General features: G+C 63.0%; 1 protein-coding gene. It reads left to right on the top strand.

Annotated elements, in window-relative coordinates; all coding sequences use genetic code 11:
- A partial coding sequence (locus tag CAG22_RS26895; RefSeq protein ID WP_305880246.1) for a T6SS effector BTH_I2691 family protein occupies positions 1-1,226 on the top strand: 1,226 nt, incomplete at both ends.

The following is a 1,226-nucleotide window of genomic DNA, read 5'->3' as shown; positions in this document are numbered from 1 at the left end:
CCGCTGCCCGAAAAATGCGTGAACGAAGACCACGATATTCCTTCGGCCTTTCTCAACCTCGATACCAGCAGGTACGCCAGCGCCTGGCTGGCCTTCTCCAGCGATCCTTGGCCGGTGAGCGTGCTGAACGCCTACAAGAGCGGCGCGTCGCCTGCGCATCGCTTCGAGGGCCTGGACCTGATCCAGGCCCGCAGCAATCCCGAGCTGCTGGGCATCGCCATGACGCCCGATAAGCTTGGGGTCGACCAGCAGGTATTCGAGTATGCCCAGCATGGCTGCGCGCCCTTCGACAGTGCGCATGGCTTCCACAGCCGCTGGTTGCGCCGGTTCGCCCTGCGTGGGTATCTGGTCAATGCGATCAACCGGCACAAGCTGGAAAACGGCGTGCTGGCGGTGGTGCTCGACGACACTGTCGGGCTGATTCAGGAGTACAACCATCAGCGCCTGAACTGGGTACTGAAGCGTCAGGCCTGGCGTGAGGAACCGATGCGGGCTTATCAGCTGCAGACCTCGCAGATCCTGCAGATCATTCGTGCCACGCACAGGGAGTGGGCGGCGCAGAAGGTGCCGTCGCTGGAACCGATGACGGGCGATGCCCCGCCGGTGTTCACCGACCCGGCAGTCGAGCGGCAGCGATTGGTCGAGCGTGCACAGCAGGAGAGTGACGAGCGGCTTGAGGAGCGCTACCACGAACCGCAGCGGGCCGCGTTCCAGGCTGAATACGAGCAGCAGGAGCGCGAGTTTCAGCGTTACATCGACAAGGACGCAAAGGCGTACGTTGCCTTGTTCGATACGCCCATGTTCAAGGTGGCCGAGGCGTACGACTACGACGGTAACGATCGCGAGTCCGGTGTGGCCTACACCAAGACCATGGCCCTGTGCCTGGGCGGCGGCGTTACGGAAGCTGTCGTCCCCCGCCTTGAACCGCATGTTCCCGCTTCCGGCACCAGCGAACTGCTCTGGTTGAAATGGCTGCAGGACCCTGACAGCCCGCCCTACCGCGCGTTGTTGATGCGGGATCGCTCTCTGCTGGCCGGACTGCTGCCCAGTTTCTCCGCCACAGAAGCGATCAACTGGAACGACAGCGACAAGCTCTACGGCATGCTGAGCAAGATCATCGCCAGCGATGACGCCGGCCTGCGCATGCGCAATACCCTCAAGCAGGCCATTGCTGAAACACAGGGCGCACTCAATGCGGCCAGTCAGCGGCTGGCGCCATGTCTGTC

It is taken from the genome of Pseudomonas sp. B8(2017), assembly GCF_002113575.1.
Lineage (GTDB): Bacteria > Pseudomonadota > Gammaproteobacteria > Pseudomonadales > Pseudomonadaceae > Aquipseudomonas > Aquipseudomonas putida_Z.
This window is presented reverse-complemented; position numbering and strand designations above follow the sequence as displayed.